The 15,903-nt window shown below is 38.6% G+C and carries 13 protein-coding genes and 1 CRISPR repeat array; of the genes, 2 read left to right on the top strand and 11 right to left on the bottom strand.

Features of this window, described 5'->3' with window-relative positions; all coding sequences use genetic code 11:
- Positions 1-121: 121 nt before the first annotated feature.
- Positions 122-1,717: a CRISPR direct-repeat array (repeat unit 37 nt; unit sequence GTTTCAATCCCCTATAACGGGTCATTATCTTTGCTAC).
- Between the two features lie 443 nt (positions 1,718-2,160).
- Positions 2,161-2,553 (top strand): hypothetical protein, encoded by a 393-nt coding sequence (locus P9E47_RS17880; protein ID WP_326164202.1) that lies wholly within the window; start codon positions 2,161-2,163, stop codon positions 2,551-2,553.
- A gap of 38 nt (positions 2,554-2,591) precedes the next feature.
- Here the strand turns inward: P9E47_RS17880 and P9E47_RS17885 are convergent, their stop codons facing one another.
- From P9E47_RS17885 to P9E47_RS17905, 5 genes are read right to left on the bottom strand one after another with little or no spacing between them, the layout of a single operon-like run.
- Positions 2,592-3,068: a (2Fe-2S)-binding protein gene (locus tag P9E47_RS17885; protein ID WP_003329418.1), complete on the bottom strand. Its 477-nt coding sequence runs from the start codon at positions 3,066-3,068 to the stop codon at positions 2,592-2,594.
- Entirely contained in the window at positions 3,065-3,931 is an 867-nt protein-coding gene (locus P9E47_RS17890) for an FAD binding domain-containing protein (RefSeq protein WP_326164203.1), read from the bottom strand. The genes P9E47_RS17885 and P9E47_RS17890 overlap by 4 nt, the downstream gene beginning before the upstream one ends.
- Complete coding sequence (locus P9E47_RS17895; protein WP_326164204.1) at positions 3,901-6,246, bottom strand: xanthine dehydrogenase family protein molybdopterin-binding subunit; 2,346 nt, start codon at positions 6,244-6,246, stop codon at positions 3,901-3,903. Before P9E47_RS17895 ends, P9E47_RS17890 begins: the two co-directional genes overlap by 31 nt.
- Before the next feature lie 32 nt (positions 6,247-6,278).
- A complete protein-coding gene (locus P9E47_RS17900) occupies positions 6,279-6,467 on the bottom strand; it encodes a capping complex subunit for YIEGIA (protein WP_003329415.1) in 189 nt (62 codons plus the stop codon).
- A 24-nt stretch (positions 6,468-6,491) separates the two neighbouring features.
- Positions 6,492-7,370, bottom strand: coding sequence for a YIEGIA family protein (locus P9E47_RS17905; RefSeq protein WP_003329414.1), 879 nt, complete (start codon positions 7,368-7,370; stop codon positions 6,492-6,494).
- Positions 7,371-7,578: 208 nt separating this feature from the next.
- Between P9E47_RS17905 and P9E47_RS17910 the strand changes: the two genes are divergently transcribed.
- A complete protein-coding gene (locus P9E47_RS17910) occupies positions 7,579-7,842 on the top strand; it encodes a hypothetical protein (RefSeq protein WP_326164206.1) in 264 nt (87 codons plus the stop codon).
- Positions 7,843-7,868: 26 nt separating this feature from the next.
- Here P9E47_RS17910 and P9E47_RS17915 read toward each other — a convergent pair whose 3' ends face one another.
- From P9E47_RS17915 to P9E47_RS17940, 6 genes are all read right to left on the bottom strand, one after another.
- The gene (locus tag P9E47_RS17915; protein WP_326164208.1) at positions 7,869-9,968 is read right to left on the bottom strand and encodes a tetratricopeptide repeat protein; all 2,100 of its coding nucleotides are present in this window, start codon (positions 9,966-9,968) and stop codon (positions 7,869-7,871) included.
- A gap of 148 nt (positions 9,969-10,116) precedes the next feature.
- Positions 10,117-11,988, bottom strand: coding sequence for an ABC transporter ATP-binding protein (locus tag P9E47_RS17920; protein WP_326164209.1), 1,872 nt, complete (start codon positions 11,986-11,988; stop codon positions 10,117-10,119).
- Positions 11,989-12,035: 47 nt separating this feature from the next.
- Complete coding sequence (locus P9E47_RS17925; RefSeq protein ID WP_003329410.1) at positions 12,036-12,875, bottom strand: ABC transporter permease; 840 nt, start codon at positions 12,873-12,875, stop codon at positions 12,036-12,038.
- Positions 12,868-13,812, bottom strand: a complete 945-nt coding sequence (locus P9E47_RS17930) for an ABC transporter permease (RefSeq protein ID WP_003329409.1) — start codon at positions 13,810-13,812, stop codon at positions 12,868-12,870. The genes P9E47_RS17925 and P9E47_RS17930 overlap by 8 nt, the downstream gene beginning before the upstream one ends.
- Positions 13,813-13,830: 18 nt before the next feature.
- Entirely contained in the window at positions 13,831-14,592 is a 762-nt protein-coding gene (locus P9E47_RS17935) for a nucleotide-binding protein (RefSeq protein WP_003329408.1), read from the bottom strand.
- Positions 14,593-14,618: 26 nt separating this feature from the next.
- A complete protein-coding gene (locus tag P9E47_RS17940) occupies positions 14,619-15,902 on the bottom strand; it encodes a nitrogenase component 1 (RefSeq protein WP_326164274.1) in 1,284 nt (427 codons plus the stop codon).
- Between the last annotated feature and the right edge of the window lies 1 nt (position 15,903).

The raw sequence follows: 15,903 nt of genomic DNA on the forward strand, positions 1-15,903 counted from the left end.
GGTAAAACCCTATTAATAAGTCATCTTCAATACATCAAAGGAACCAACGGTGTGGGAGAAATCCTTTCCATTCTGGATATATTTTTAGGACTTTAAAATTGAAAATATCAGTTTATCATGGGTTTCAATCCCCTATAACGGGTCATTATCTTTGCTACGGCTTTTTGACGTAATAAGCACTAATAAACGCTAATAATGTTTCAATCCCCTATAACGGGTCATTATCTTTGCTACGGATCACCTGCAGATGTTACGAATATCAACAGTGTTGTTTCAATCCCCTATAACGGGTCATTATCTTTGCTACGACAAATCTAACTGTTGCAAAGGCAATACCAATTCCAAGTTTCAATCCCCTATAACGGGTCATTATCTTTGCTACACGATGGATTGGCCATACTCCCGGTGTGGCGGGTTCAGTTTCAATCCCCTATAACGGGTCATTATCTTTGCTACGATATATCTGTTTACAGAAAGAATATGTCCGCAAGTGTTTCAATCCCCTATAACGGGTCATTATCTTTGCTACTATTTAACACTCGATGTAAAGCAAGAACTTGTAAATAAGTTTCAATCCCCTATAACGGGTCATTATCTTTGCTACAGGCTCCATTTTATTTATGCAATAGGGTTTTAAAAAAGTTTCAATCCCCTATAACGGGTCATTATCTTTGCTACTAGAAGGGGCTGATCTGGATTGTCTGAAAGATTGAAAGTTTCAATCCCCTATAACGGGTCATTATCTTTGCTACTTCGTTATCGCCAACTACAACCAAATAACATGTCAATGTTTCAATCCCCTATAACGGGTCATTATCTTTGCTACTACTTTTTAGTTGTATTGAGATTGGCAGCATTGTATGTTTCAATCCCCTATAACGGGTCATTATCTTTGCTACAAACGAGGCTAAATTAACAACTATTTATGTGACAAATAAGGTTTCAATCCCCTATAACGGGTCATTATCTTTGCTACTAGCGATAGGTTGCGTGTTGGGAAGTTATTTAGAATCAGGTTTCAATCCCCTATAACGGGTCATTATCTTTGCTACTACATACATAAATATAGTGAATGGCAGCCATTTAAAGTTTCAATCCCCTATAACGGGTCATTATCTTTGCTACATATACCTTCCTGCGCGCTTTGCTTGCCGTTGTTTAGTTTCAATCCCCTATAACGGGTCATTATCTTTGCTACAAGAAAATCCACCTATAGAAGAAAATCCACCAGTTACGTTTCAATCCCCTATAACGGGTCATTATCTTTGCTACAAGCTATGCAAACAATGAGTAACCTGGGCGCGGTCAGTTTCAATCCCCTATAACGGGTCATTATCTTTGCTACAGCTAAAGGCTATTTACCGCTTAACCTTTTTATGAAGTTTCAATCCCCTATAACGGGTCATTATCTTTGCTACCGTGCAGCTTATATGATGGGGGCTCCCCAGAGGATGTAGTTTCAATCCCCTATAACGGGTCATTATCTTTGCTACCTGGATGCAACTCTATCCAGAAGAAGATTGCTTGCTTAGTTTCAATCCCCTATAACGGGTCATTATCTTTGCTACCTTATACTGTTTTTGCATGATTAACACCGCCAATAGTTGTTTCAATCCCCTATAACGGGTCATTATCTTTGCTACAAATAAAGAGTACTTCTGAATTAATGAGGTATATTATGTTTCAATCCCCTATAACGGGTCATTATCTTTGCTACCGCAAATTTGTAGCCCTCATAAACATTATTATATCAGCATTTTCGAATAATTGTAATGTAGATAATTAAGCTATTTTTTCGAAGATAATAAAATTGCATTAATTATAGGACCGCCTTCGAAAAACATTTAAATCCTATATTTGATATGCTGCCTTTATTTTCTCCAATAAATTAGCATCAATTATTATTTATAGTATTACATCAGAATATTTTCTCCAGAATGTATGAAGAGGAAGCTGGATACTGTGAGGTACAGGCTTTCCCATCAGTAGCGCATTTTCTAAGCAATGCTATACAAACAAGAGGACCTTTTAAAGTACCAATAGACAGTTCGGATTTTCTGTGTAAACTTGGTGAATAAAGCGCATTTGTCTTTGTGGATAAATAAACTAATTTGTAGAAAACTACAAATAATTGATTTCTACTAGGAAAGGAGCAACTATATGAACACAACCGGACAACAACCCAAAAAGAATCAAAGCTTTGAGCAACAACAAATGGCAGGGCAACAGCAGCAACTACAAGAAAACCAGCCACAATTAGAACAACTATTTAAAGAACAAAAGAAACAAGCTCTACAAGCAATGCTGCAGGCTGAACAAACACTACAACAAAGTGCGTCCGTAAACAATCTACAATCAATGCAACAAGCACAACAAAGTCTTAACCAAGCCACCCAACTATTAAATCAAATGCAAGGAGCGGCAGTCACATACTCAACAACAGCAAAGCAGCAACAAATAGAACAGGTTCAACAGCAAATCGAACAAGCATCGCAAACCCTCAGTCTGATTGAGTCACTGAATGATCAAAATAATAGCTTTCAAAAAGGATAAAAGAATCCCGGCTTTTTAAAATAGCCGGGTTTCGTATTTTACAGAATTCCTTCCTTTAGAACCGTCTTAACCGCATCCTTTATTTCCTGATACCCCGTACAACGACAGAGATTAGAAGCCATCCATTCTTCAATTACTTCATCATCAGCATCCGGGTGTTTAGTGGCCAGTGCATGACAGTTTAAAATAAAGCCAGGCGTACAATATCCACATTGGATCGCCCACTTTTCAACAAATGTTTGCTCAATAGGAGAGCCCATTAAACCTTCTATTGTTGTAATTGGTTGATTAATGGCTTCGACAGTCAAACAAAGGCATGAATGCATGGGCTCTCCATTAACAAGGACTGTACATGCTCCGCAGTCCCCATTTTCACATGCATTTTTTGCACCGCTCAAACCTAACTGTTCCCTTAATGTATGTAGTAGTGTATCCGCTGATCGAACCATTACATCTTTACTTTCTCCGTTTACATGAAGACGTAAAACAGATTTTGAAGAACCATTCGATATCATGCATTTTCCTCCTTCAAGGTTTGGATTACATCCTCCAGCATATTACGTAAAACAAATTCCCTATACTCTGCTGAACCTTCGAAATTATCCACTACCCTTGAAGGAAGTTGGGTAAGCACCTTTGTAATACGATCATCAACAGATAAGGTATCATCATTCAATGTACTCTCTATATCAATTGAACGAAATGGATATTCACATACACCAGTAATCGCCGCTCTTATCTGATTGTCTTTTTTTAGTGCTGAAACCGATGCAAGCGGATACCCGATTTTAGATAGTCTTGTTTTCTTCAGACTAACGCAAGGGCAATCAAGATAAGCTTTTTCAATTAAAATTTGAACGAGAAACTGTCCATCCTTTAGCTCCATATTATTTTTCATTACATCTTCCAAAGAGAGAATCTCTTCCCCTTCTATGCCCACTACTATCACCTTAGAATCCGTTAAAAGAAGGGCCAAAAGCCCTTCTCGATATTTAAGCTGGCTGAAAAGATTGCCTCCAATCGTGATTTTATTTCTAGATGTATGGTCGGCAACCTTCTTTACAGCTTCCCCAAGAAGCGGAAAAACCTTCGACTCTGTTATTTTATTTAATGAAACCGCAGCACCAATGACCAATTCATCTCCTCGAACTTTCAGTAGGTGACATTCGGGGATTCCTTTAAGATCAATAATTGCATCTGTTGTAATTTTATTGGTTCTCGCAAATGTTATGAATTCAGTTCCGCCACTAATATAGGTAGCTGTTTGTCCCCTATTAGAAATCGTTTGATAGAGTTGAACAGCTTCAGAGATCGTCGATGGCTTGTAGTATTCAAAGTCAAATGAAATTATACTAAGCCCTCCCTTTTTGTCTTCCAAATTAATTCAGGTGTGAGAGGCAAATGATTTAGCTCCACTTGCGATGCATTTGAAAGAGCATTAGCGAGCGCTGCTGGTACACCGATTACTCCATATTCACCTATTCCTCGTGCACCGTATGGCCCATCTGCTGCCGGGGACTCGATAAAGTCTACAAGGTATTCACATGGTTGTTGACCAAATCTCAGCATTTGATAGGTACGTAATTGAGGGTTCTGAACAATGCCTTCATCGTTAAAAACAAAGGTTTCACTGCTAGCAAAGCTTAGTCCTAAATACATACCCCCTCTCATTTGTTGAGTAGCCATCGCCGGATTGATAATGGTTCCACCATCCAGGACTATTGCAACTTTTAAGATTTTATATGTATAATCCCGTGTATCCCATTCAACCTCAATCGCCTGAACTCCTACTGACCACCAAGGTCCGGGTTTGCCGAAGCCTGTTTCTTGATCCATTGGAGTTAAATGTCTTTGAATATATTTTCCGTGACCCACAATTTGACCTTCAATTGCATGACCATTTGGAAATTTGTAGCCAATCGCTATATCCTCAAATTTAACCCCATATTCAGGGTTCGGTTTCAAGTAAACACGACCGCCACCAATATCTAAGTCTTCAACTGAGCATTGCAAAACTATAGATGCTGTCTTTTTTAATTGGGAAACCGCATCATCTGCAGCTGCCATAACAGCCCGGCCTGCCAAGAAGGTTGTACTGCTGGCAACAGTTCTCCATTGGTGTGGATCATACTGGGTATTTACCTCCATGATTACATGGATTTTATTGATATCAATTTTTAGTTTCTCAGCTAAAATTTGCGCTAACGTTGTTTTTGTACCTTGTCCCAATTCGATTGCAGCACAATTTAAATTCACACTTCCGTCAGGTTCAAATGTTAAAATAGCTCCTGACTGTGCATTGGTAGCCGTTGTTGATGTCTTCCAAAACAAACTAATACCTTTAGAAATGACTTTGTTCTTTTTTGCTTCTTGAGGTTCCTCGTCCCACTTTATTAATTCCTTCGCGCGATCCATACATTTTTTCGCGTCTCCAATATTATTCGCCGTAATAACAGATTGTGTTGGAGAGGAATCTCCAGGTTTTATCGCATTAATCATTCGTAGTTCGGTAGGGTCTATGTTTAATTTCTTTGCTAGCTGATCCATCGTACGTTCGACAGCAAAAGTTAGTTCCGGGTGCGCATATCCCCGAAAAGACGTAGCAAATGGATGATTTGTAAACATACAGTACGAATCACACCAGACGTTGGGCACATTGTAAGGCCCTGTACAATCAAGCGCCATTGCTCTCGTAATACCTGCGGCCTGATCGGTATAGGCACCCGAATCTATCAAATACGTATATTGTCCAGCAATGATTTTACCCTGTTGATCGACTCCGAGTGCAACCGTAGCTTCTAGGCCAATATGACAGGGCGCTGTTATCAAATCCTCTTCGCGTTCAAAATTTAATCTCACCATTTTTCCACCAACGGCCTTAGAGGCTAAGTATGCAAGAGGCTCTAACTGTACAGTTCCCTTTCCACCAAATGCCCCACCAACCATCGGGGCATGGACAATGACATTTCCAACTTCGATATTAAAAAATTGATTCAATACTTTTTTAATCGTGTAGGGTGATTGGGTTGTAGAATGAACGACTACTTTCCCTAGCGGGGTAATCTCTACCCTTACACAGCGTGTTTCCAAAGCAGCATGGTCCGATAGATTAAATGAATATGTAGCTTTTATCTTTTCCGTACATTGGCCCCAGGCAGAAACAAAATCGCCTTTGCGAATTTTAATATGACTTCCTATATTTGTACCTGAAACTGGATACACATTGCTGATCAATTTCATATATTGTCCTGCATTTTCATGAACTAATATATCCTTATTTTGAAAGGCTTCTCGAACAGAATTGACGACTGGCAACGGTTCGTATTCAACTTTAACTAATGAAGCAGCCCTTTTCGCTTGATGTTCATGGTCAGCAACAATAATAGCGATTGGTTCACCATAATATCTCACCTTTTCAAATGCCAATGGGGGGCGGTCTGCTAAAATCGGCCCAATATGGTAGGGAAACATTTCACCTGTAACAATTGCCCGTATCCCTTGAACCTTCCATGCTTCAGTACTATCAATGGACTTAATTTTGGCATGTGCATATTCGCTTGTAACCAATTTAGCATGTAACATACCCGGTACCGTTAGATCACCAATGTATCGTAAAGTACCTGCGGCCTTTTCCACCGTATCAATCCTTTGTATCGTTTTCCCTACTGATGACCTTATTTTATTTTCCAACATGAGCGCCCTCCGTTCCACATTACATGTTTATTTCAGTGTGCCACTATGATCATCGTATCCTCATTAACTTCGTGTGCTGAAGCATCGAGGGTTTTTTCTAACATCGAGCTTGTATTTTGAAGTGATTCCGCATCCTTGGTTATAAAAATTGGAGCACCGCCAGCTAATACATTTTCAGGTTTTGTCGTAATGATCGCGATTATTTTAGTTGGTTGTTCCATGATCAATATCTCCTAAATTCATTTTTATTGTTTCCCTTTATCCGATTGACGTGGAAGACGAATCGCGCTGTCAAGAATAGGTACATGTTTTAGTACCTCCTTAATTTGTTTAAAATCCTTCTCTCTTGGTAAAAAAAATAATGCAATTCTTCCATCTTCCATATCTCTTTTTGATAAAGGAATCAAATCTGGCTCACCTGAATCAAGGTATGAACCGAGCACATTTGAAATATGATGAAGCATGGCCTGCCTTTGTCCAAGATGAGATAAAGTTACAATGCCATTTTCATTTTTAGGTGTAATGATGGCACCAACTGCCTTTTCTTTAATGATCTTACGACTTTTCACTAGTCCAACATTTTTAATATGAATATCACTTACAAAGAGGTTAGGACCTTCAAAACGAATTTCCCCTTCTGAAATCTCAGCCATTTGTATCAAAACTTTCCCTTTAATTCTTGGTTTCACAATAATAACAAGTACAAGTCCAACTACCATTCCTAACCATATATTATAGACAGCAACCAATGTGGAAATAAGGGCTGAAAACATGACAACATAATTCCGACCTTCAAAAGCTTGAGCCATTCCTTCAATAAATGCTTCTCCTCTTTTTACTAGTTCCTTATTATCAATTATTTCTAAAGTCTCCCTTTCCATTTTCCGAACTTCTCGGAACTGTGTCGCGGCAAGACCCAAAAATGTTACAGCAGCCCAATTAGATTCTAAAACGGAAGGCACAGCAACAGCCCCAATAAAGGCCGCAATGAATCCAAACGAAAGATGAATAATTCTGCCCGTCGGATATGTTGGATATTGTCTGAAATCAGTTCGTAACAAGATGATTCGCGCAACAAAACCTACCAAAGTGCCAACTATAACGGGTAGTACATATTTCTCCATTTATATAACCCCCCTGCTCCACGTTGATTAAGAACCTAGACGGTAATTAGGGTAACCAATATAAAAAATGTTATGACTTTCCAAATTGCCCTTTTACCGTAATTTTCAACTGAATGGAACCCTTTTCAAATTGTCACAATATATCCATAACATCATATAGGAAGTTAAAGAAAATCGTAGAATTTTTAGATTTAGGGGTAAAAGAGAGGTGAGTTTTGCCGTGGTGAAAAAAATGTGGAATTGGTTTTGGTATCGGCCTGAAAAGGTAAGTTATCGTATTTGGATTGACGATGATGGATACATTGCATCTGCATCGAATGAAGCTTTAACCGTTTATAATTATGGTAGTACCCCTGATATGGCAAAAGAAGCAGCGCTTTTTCAACTTCAACAAACTTTAAAGAAGAAAGAAAAAAGAGAACGTAAATTCATTACCAGAGGGAATGGTTATGTATTATACAGAGTTAAATAAGACAAAGCCCTTCCACACAGGAAGGGCTAATTTTTATTTACGGCGTACATCAATTCGTATTGAAGTATCTTTAATTCGAATAAAGTTAATGGATCGCGATAAATTTCTGGGTTTTCCCGCATGTACTGTAAGGATTCTTTATGCTGTTCAATATTGCTCTGTGCTTCCTCACTTGTTCTATTTAATATATCAAATGGATTAGAGAAAAACATGCTAATATCCCGTTCTATCGATCTCTCAAATAATTCTAATTGCTGAATGAACGGATGTAAAATGGAATGTGCCGTTTGATTGTAATCAGCATTTTCAATAAAGTTCTTGTATGTACTATGAAGTTTTTCTTTGCTTTTTGATATCGTGCCAAACAGTTTGCCAACACTTTTTAACAAAAACTGCAATGGAGTATTGCGTAACATTATATTTTCTTGTTCGAGATGTACAATCCCCCTTGTTAATCGGTCCATATCCCTCTTCCAATCTGCCAACACCTTTATGTCACAATTCAATGCAATTTTATCTTCACCACATATATTATTCAAACTTTCGCTTATTTCATCTAAATAAGCCTGAGTGCTCTTAAACTCTCCTTCACAATCCGCAATCCATCTTTGAATTTCATTTTCAAATTCAAGCAACGCTGTATTCTCCATATAATCCGCAATCCGGCGATTCATTTCTTCATTTAGCCTAACATGAATTCTTCCAAAATCACTGTCTAGCTTAACTATGTCAGAACAATTTCGAAGCACTTCAGGGATCGTGATCATCGAATTCTCTATCCATTGATTTTTTATTTTTTTGAATGAAGATGTAATAGCTTTATCTTTACTCTCTTCCATATCATTCAGTTGATACTGTATGCCATTAATCTTAATGAGTAGCTCTTCATTTAAATTAATGTTATCAATAATGGTATTTTCCTCTTCAACTTTTTTACCAATAAGAAACCCAAGTGCCTTTTTTATAATATAAAGAAGCTTAGTGGTGCCAACCTCTTCTATATTGGACCCTTCCATCATCGGCTGAATAAATAAAGATAACTCATGCAACAAGCCCTCTTTGTCAGCCCATTTCTTAATAGATTCGAAAAGCCACTTCCCATCGTCTAAACCATTTTGATCCCAGCTTGAACTCTTCAGTATATTTTCAGCCTCACTAACTAAAGAAGCATCAAGATGCGATGGGAAGATCTCGTTCCATGCAATGATCGCGGATAAACAACCCAAAGAATCAGAACCCGAAAATAGCTCCTTCCAGTTAGCGAAATGACTATGGATGATCTCAGAAATGTCCTTTATTAAAAACTTTCCACTAATCAACTCATAGTACGTTTCATTAAACAAGCTCGGAAACATCTTCCAAATATAAGATCCTTCCAAAGTATTATTCAGAAGAAGGTGATTGATCTCTTTTAGCCACTGAAAATAATAATCACTTTGTTTATAACTATTCCATAATGCTGTTGCCAGTCTTTCAAATCGAAATTTATCAATGTTAAATAAAGTCATTAATGCTTCATTAAAATAGCTAGGTTCTATACTAATTGTCAGACCCTGCTCAATATATCCTTCCAAAACAGCAAACCATTGAAGTGACTTTGTCCGGATTGCCTCAGTGACAGTAAGCTCCACAGCATTTCCCCAATCCTTGCACTCCTCAAAAAATTCACGAGCCATTTCAGTCACACAAGAATAGTCTGGATTTAAATTAACTGCATTTTTTATGATATCGATCGCAGCTTCAAGTTTTCCTAGTTTTTTATATGCTGAAAATAACTGCAAAAAGACCTCCATATTTAACACTTCCGAATCAGTTATAACGGCCTTATAGATATCCACTGCCAATTCCAGCAAATTCAATTCAAAGTGTGCATCGGCAATATTTTTTTGAGCCCACGGTTTTAGATTTTCATCTAAAACATTTTCCCATTTAAATATCGCAGCTTCATAATCTTGATTTAAAAAATAAATCTCCCCTTGTGCAAAGCGGATCGAAGAAAAGTCTGGTATTTCATTCTCCTTCTCATCCATATACATTTCACCCAAAACTGGGATTGGCTGTCCTGTTTTTTTATCTATTATTATTTGATAATAGGATTTATTGATTAATTCTTTCTCATTCGTCATCATGAACCCCCACATTGCTATTTAGATTGGTGCTTTCCATTTAAGATAGTGACAACTATAGCAAATTCACTGTTACTTTATTATTCGAAGCAGTAATCTGATTTGTGAGGATAAACAAAAAAAATGAGTCCAATCAATGAACTCATTTTTATAAGTATGATGTTTTTGTACTATCCTTTATGGGCCCCGCCGGCGCTGGCGTTGCTGCTGCAATTAATGCTTTTGTATAGGGATGTTTCGGATTTTGAAAAATTTCCGTACATTTGGCCGCTTCAACTATTTTTCCACCATACATGACGATAACTTTATCAGCAATATATTTAACCAATGGCAAGTCATGTGAGATAAAGATCATGCTAACTTGTAGATTGGCCTGCAGTTCCTTTAATAAATTCACAATTTGAGCTTGGATAGAGACATCCAATGATGAAACAGGCTCGTCAAGAATGACCATTTTGGGATTCACTGCAAGGGCGCGGGCAATCGCAACTCTTTGGCGCTGTCCTCCACTCATTTCATGAGGAAAAACGTGGTACTTATCCGGTGGAATTCCAACTAGTTCAAGTAATTCTATCACTCGAAGCTTACCCTCTTTTACCTTCCACCCTGCGACAAGGAGAGGCTCTAATATCGCTTCACCAATACTCATTCTTGGATTTAGACTTGAGAAGGAATTTTGAAAAACAAAACCAAGTTGTTGATGAAATAATTCTTGGTCCTTCTTCTTTGACAATGGCTTCCCTAAAAAGTTCACAGACCCCTCAGTTGGCTTATATATTCCAACTGCTGTTTGCCATAAAGTTGACTTTCCACAGCCACTTTCTCCGACAATAGCCGTAATTTCACCTCGTTCAACAGTAAAGCTTACACCATCAACGGCCTTAAGCTGCTTTCGTGAAAATAAACTTCCTACCTGAAAATGCTTTGTTAAATGATTCACCTCTAAAATAGGCGGTTCATTTTTTATTGAAGATTTTCTTTCCAAATCCCTAGTCCTAGAATGTTCAGAAGTAACAAAATGCATTTTATACTTTTGTTTTTCTTCATTTGATAACGAACAGCATGCTTTATGCTCATGACCAAATGACAAAGAAAAGGATGGCTCTGTTCTCATGCATCTATCTTTCGCAAAAATACACCTAGGATGAAATGGACACCCATCTGGTAATTGTAGCGCATTAGGAGGCTGTCCTTCTAAAGCAAATAATCTATGCTTATTTGAATCCTCCATTCGCGGGAAGGCCTGAAGTAACGCCTGTGTATAAGGATGCTGCGGATTTTCTAAAATATCTTCCGCTAAGCCAAATTCAATCATCTTTCCAGCGTACATGACCATTATTTTATCCGCAAGCGTTACAGTTTCAGCCAAATCATGTGTAATCAACAAGATGGATAAATTCATTTTTCTTTTTAATTCTGCCAGCAATTCTAGTATTTGTTTTTTGATCGTACTATCTAATGCTGTTGTTGGTTCATCTGCAATCAGCAACTGCGGTTTACTTGCTAATGCAATTGCAATCATCACGCGCTGACGGATTCCACCGCTCAGTTGGTGTGGATATTGCTTTAGTCTCAGGGATGGTTCTGTGACACCAACCTGTTTTAATAGAACCATACATTCGTCATGAACTGCAGCCTTCGTTATTCCTTTTTCTTTTCTTAATAAAATTGCTTCCTCTAATTGACGACCTACTTTTAACACAGGGTTTAGCACACTCATCGGGTCTTGGAAGACCATTGCGATTTGCTGGCCACGGATTTTATCCCAGTCCTTTTCCGTATTCCCAACCAATTCGTTGCCGGAAAAGCGGATGCTTCCATTACCTATTTTTCCATTTTCAGGAAGCAACCCTATGACTGATAAAGCTGTGGCTGTTTTCCCTGAGCCGGATTCACCAACAATTGCTAACGTTTCCCCTTTTTCCAATGAAAAATCCAATCCTCTAACAGCCGGTAATTTTCCATTCGCAGTCTGATAGAAAACCGATAAATTTTCTACCTGTAATAATGGATCGTTCATGATATCCGCTCCGTTTATAAGACTCTCTTTTTTTCGTTTGAATAATGCTATACTTTGAGATGACTAGGATCATATACATCCCGAAGTTTTTCACCCAAAATTGTGAACGCCGAAACTACGATCATAATTGCTAAACCGGGAAAAAGAAGTAAATATCCATTATCACGCATGTATGGTCTAGCTTCGCTAATCATCATTCCCCATTCTGCTTGTGGGGCTTCAACTCCTAATCCCAATAAAGAAAAGCCCGCTAATGCCACCATAATCCAGCTTATATTTAAAGCTACGATAACTAATAGCTGTGGCATTACATTCGGTAAGATATGTTTCCTAATAATTTTCCATTTAGGTTGCCCATAAAGCTTGGCAGCCAACACATATTCATTTTCCTTAACCGTTAACGTTACTCCCCGGATGACCCGTGCAAAGGAAACCCACCACGATAATATCATCGCAATACCGAGGTTAACTAAGCCAGGTCCAATAATCCCGACAACAACCAATGCTAAAATACGGCTAGGAAAGGCAAATAATAAATCGACAATTCTCATTAATAGACTATCTACCCATCCACCGGCATATCCTGCTGTCACCCCGACTATCGTCCCAATCATAAAACAGCCTGCCGTAATGATAAGGGCAACGACCATTGTTGTTCTTGTTCCATAAATGATTCTTGAGAACAAATCACGCCCCATATGGTCAGTCCCAAGCCAGTGTTCAGAACTGGGAGGAAGCAACCGGTTCGACAATATGCCAACATTTGGATCATGCGGGGCAAGCCAAGGGGCAAAAATAGCTATTAAAAATAAACCCGCTATAATGATAAGGCTGGCTGTTAACCCTTTATCCTTTGAAAGTTTCTTAACTTTTTTGACCCTAGACATGATTAGTTCCTCCTTTAGAATTCATTCGAGGATCTATATATAAATAGATAAGGTCAACTACTAAATTGATAGAAATAATAATAATCGTAATCAATAGAACATAACCCTGAAGCAGGGGAATGTCCCGGCTGACAATGGCCTGCAGTCCTAACCGCCCTAACCCTGGCCAATTAAAAATACTTTCGATAATGACTGTGCCGCCTAATAAAAAGCCGACACTTGCCCCTAGTTGAGTAACAACTGGAATTAGAGCATTTCGCAGCGCATGTTTAAACATAACCGTACGCCTTGATAATCCCTTTGCCCTTGCCATCTTAATATAATCTAAGCTTAATTCCTCTAATAAGCTGGCCCTTAAAATTCGAGCCTTCCCTGCACCTAAACCAACCCCTAAAACAATGGAAGGCAGGACAACATGCTGCCATGTACCGTACCCAACAAGTGGAAATACAGACCAGACATAACCGAATAAAAACAATAAAACAAACGATAATAAAAAGTCCGGAATGCAGTTCATTGTTAAGGAAAATCCCAAAATTGCACGGTCAATAAACGAATCTTTATAATAGGCCGCCAACATTCCTAATATAAATGTAATGAAAATACCAATCACAACAGATGTACCTGTCAGTATTAGCGTTGGAGCGATTCTTTGTGTTATTTCTTCCATGACAGGTTGTTCCGTAATCCATGATGTTCCCAAATCAAATTTCAGTGTTTGTATCAGCCAATGTCCATATCGAACTAAAAGAGGATGATCTAGCCCTAATTCGACTTGCACATCCCTGATTAACTCAGGTGTAGGCTGTCCTCCATTTCGCAAAATCATATCCTCAGCGATATCACCGGGCACAAAATTTGTCAGTAGAAAAGTGAGGAAAGAAATAACCAATAATAGTATCGGCAAAATGAGCAAACGCCTGATAACCATTGCCATAAAGAAATCACTCCAAATTTATTTCATTAAAATACTTGCTAATTGTCGATACTTATTTGCCAATTCGGATTCGGGAGCACCCTCAATCACCGTGACACTTTCTTTTTCACACTTTTGAACAATAGGGTCACGCGGAAATGTAAAGGCAAGTTTGGTTCCAATTTCCTCTAATGATTCTAAAACTCTTTGTTCCTCGTTATTTCCACCTTTAGAGTTAAAGATCAATCCCTTTAGCTTTGCATAACCACGATTACGGAATTGATGAACCGCTTGAGAAATATTGTACGCTGCGAATAATGACATTCTTTCACCGGAACTGACGATGTACACATCTTCTGCATAACCATCACGCAATGGAACGGCAAAACCTCCACACACAACGTCCCCTAACACATCATAAATGACAACATCCGGTTGATAAGTTTCAATCGCCTTTAATTCATTCATTTTTCCAAAAGCACCAATGATCCCTTGACCGGCGCAGCCCACTCCAGGAGTGGGGCCGCCTACTTCTACACATAAAACGCCGTTAAATCCTTCTATCACAAAGTCTGATAAGGCGATCTGATCTTGTTTTTCCCTAATAACATTTAATACTGTCGGTACTTTGCTTCGTGAAAGCAGCATAGTCGAATCAGCTTTTGGATCACAGCCTATTTGCATAACCTTTAAACCTTGTTCACTTAATGCGGCACTAAGGTTAGCTGATGTCGTTGATTTCCCAATTCCACCCTTACCATAAAAAGCAATTCGTTTGATCGGTTTTTTATTTGATGACATACGGAATCCTCCTAGATCGTAAATGTTTATCTCAAAGCGCAACGACTTATTTGATTAAATAACGCTTGAGTTAACGATTGATACCCTGCCCAACCGACTAATGGATTCCCATCATAAATAGTAAATCTGTCATAGGCTGGGGTTGTAATCCGCAACTGAACGGGAGCTTCTTTTGCTAATGTTGTATCATCTGCACTTCCCATTAAAATAAACGGCTTGATTTCCTTAAGCACGCTTTTCCACTCTAGTTCGTCCGGAGTTACAAACACTCTTTTAACCCCTAAAGCTTCTAGTTCGTCGAGTTCACTATCCTTAGGGGTACTTGTTAAGCGAATAACTTCCAACGGAAAACCCCAATCTTCCTGCACTAATTGAGCAAATCCCTTTGCCATTGCTGGAGGGCAGGAGAGCGCAACTGTCCATTTTCTTTGAAAAAACTCCCCGCCCGAGATCATTTCAATATAGTGATGAAAAGAAAATGATCGATCATTTACGAACCCGTTAGCCGGCACTTCTTTTTTCACTGCCTCTGCTACCTGTTTCATCCACTCTTTCGTGCCTTTTTCTCCATATGGCAGGCCATAAATATAAGGGATTCCGAAATGCTCCTCTAAATACCTTGCAGTCTTTAATCCCGCTGCTCTACTAACAATATTGATATCTGCATTCCCCATAGTCTTTAGTTTTTCCGTCATTGTTTCATAGGTTAAAACTGTGTTTACTTCGATTCCGATTAATCCTAGTAATCTCCTAAGCTCTTGTTCATCCGCGCTCCAGTTGAATGTTTCAGCAGTTGGACCAATAATATTAGCTTTCCAAGTACCACTCACCCGACGAGCTTTTTGTTCTGATGACTCCGGACAATAAAAACGGATCAAACTAAAAAGGGCTTCTTCCACACCATTTTCCGCATCTTCTTTCCAAGCTTTATTATTAAACGATAGGATTGGTTGCTTGATATGTGGTGCAACCTCTCTGGCAATGGCCTCAACATCGACCCCAATCAATGATGCAACAGGATTAGAAACTATAACAATTAATGAAACATGATCTTTAGTTGCGATTTCTTTAATAGTCGCTTTTAGCTTCTCTTCACCGCCACTAAGTGCAATATCTTCCTGTTCAAGGCTAGTACTCGCAAAACGGTTATAAATCAACTCTCTTGTTCTTTTCGATGCTGTCACTAGTTCGTAGAAATTACAACCTGCCGTTCCATGATTGATAACAGCAACATCTTTAACCCCAGCAAGAGTCCATAAAATTCCTAAATATTCATTTGTCGGTAAAAATACCGATGAGAGTCTACTCATA

The organism is Schinkia azotoformans (assembly GCF_035811335.1).
In the GTDB taxonomy this organism is placed as follows: domain Bacteria; phylum Bacillota; class Bacilli; order Bacillales; family Bacillaceae_J; genus Schinkia; species Schinkia azotoformans.

Coding starts and splice junctions, on each gene's coding strand:
- P9E47_RS17885 (WP_003329418.1), bottom strand. CDS start 3,068: ATGATATCGAATGGTTCTTCAAAATCTGTTTTACGTCTTCATGTAAAC.
- P9E47_RS17880 (WP_326164202.1), top strand. CDS start 2,161: ATGAACACAACCGGACAACAACCCAAAAAGAATCAAAGCTTTGAGCAA.
- P9E47_RS17915 (WP_326164208.1), bottom strand. CDS start 9,968: ATGACGAATGAGAAAGAATTAATCAATAAATCCTATTATCAAATAATA.
- P9E47_RS17935 (WP_003329408.1), bottom strand. CDS start 14,592: ATGTCATCAAATAAAAAACCGATCAAACGAATTGCTTTTTATGGTAAG.
- P9E47_RS17925 (WP_003329410.1), bottom strand. CDS start 12,875: ATGTCTAGGGTCAAAAAAGTTAAGAAACTTTCAAAGGATAAAGGGTTA.
- P9E47_RS17920 (WP_326164209.1), bottom strand. CDS start 11,988: ATGAACGATCCATTATTACAGGTAGAAAATTTATCGGTTTTCTATCAG.
- P9E47_RS17930 (WP_003329409.1), bottom strand. CDS start 13,812: ATGGCAATGGTTATCAGGCGTTTGCTCATTTTGCCGATACTATTATTG.
- P9E47_RS17940 (WP_326164274.1), bottom strand. CDS start 15,902: ATGAGTAGACTCTCATCGGTATTTTTACCGACAAATGAATATTTAGGA.
- P9E47_RS17905 (WP_003329414.1), bottom strand. CDS start 7,370: ATGGAGAAATATGTACTACCCGTTATAGTTGGCACTTTGGTAGGTTTT.
- P9E47_RS17895 (WP_326164204.1), bottom strand. CDS start 6,246: ATGTTGGAAAATAAAATAAGGTCATCAGTAGGGAAAACGATACAAAGG.
- P9E47_RS17900 (WP_003329415.1), bottom strand. CDS start 6,467: ATGGAACAACCAACTAAAATAATCGCGATCATTACGACAAAACCTGAA.